The 521-nt window shown below is 59.9% G+C and carries 1 protein-coding gene; it reads right to left on the bottom strand.

Annotation, left to right across the window (positions count from 1 at the left end):
• Window positions 1-216: 216 nt before the first annotated feature.
• On the bottom strand, window positions 217-521 hold a 305-nt coding region (locus tag CR938_RS14495), incomplete at its 5' end, for a hypothetical protein (RefSeq protein WP_211365251.1).

Here is a 521-nt window from a genome sequence, read left to right as displayed (position 1 = left end):
CTCGGCACCCGTCTGGCTTGGCACGAGTCAGGAACGCCAAACCGCAAAGTTCTCGCGAGGACCTCAACCGTTCATCACCCTGCCCCGCTTCCCAGTGGCGAGTGCCACGAGGACCTGGCGCGAATCGCATCGGAAACCAGCCAGGCGAAAGACTTCTTTCTGGAACTCCCTGTCTCAGTCGAGAAGTCTATGAGGCGTGTATCTGCTTCGATCGCCTCAAAGTTCCCGCCTGACACCTTCACTGAACGTGAACGCGGCTTCTTGGGGATCACCACTGGTTCGGCTACCCCTGCCGAACGGCAGCCCCGTCCATCCGTCATTCTCTTGGCCGCATATCGGGTCAAAGACAGGTTGTTCTTCGACGGACGGATACTGTCCAAATCCGTGCAGGCGGTGCCTCAGGAAATATGTCCTGCCTTGGCCGAAAAGCCCGGGGGCACAACCCGCATCGGCGGATATCTTCTTGCTTACGAAGGCAACCTGTGTCCAGGGGATGCCGGCGGGGGCTACCACGCGGCACT

The organism is Pseudoxanthomonas taiwanensis (assembly GCF_010093135.1).
GTDB lineage: Bacteria > Pseudomonadota > Gammaproteobacteria > Xanthomonadales > Xanthomonadaceae > Pseudoxanthomonas > Pseudoxanthomonas taiwanensis.
The sequence above is the reverse complement of the archived record's forward strand: the minus strand, read 5'-3'. Positions and strand labels throughout refer to the sequence as shown.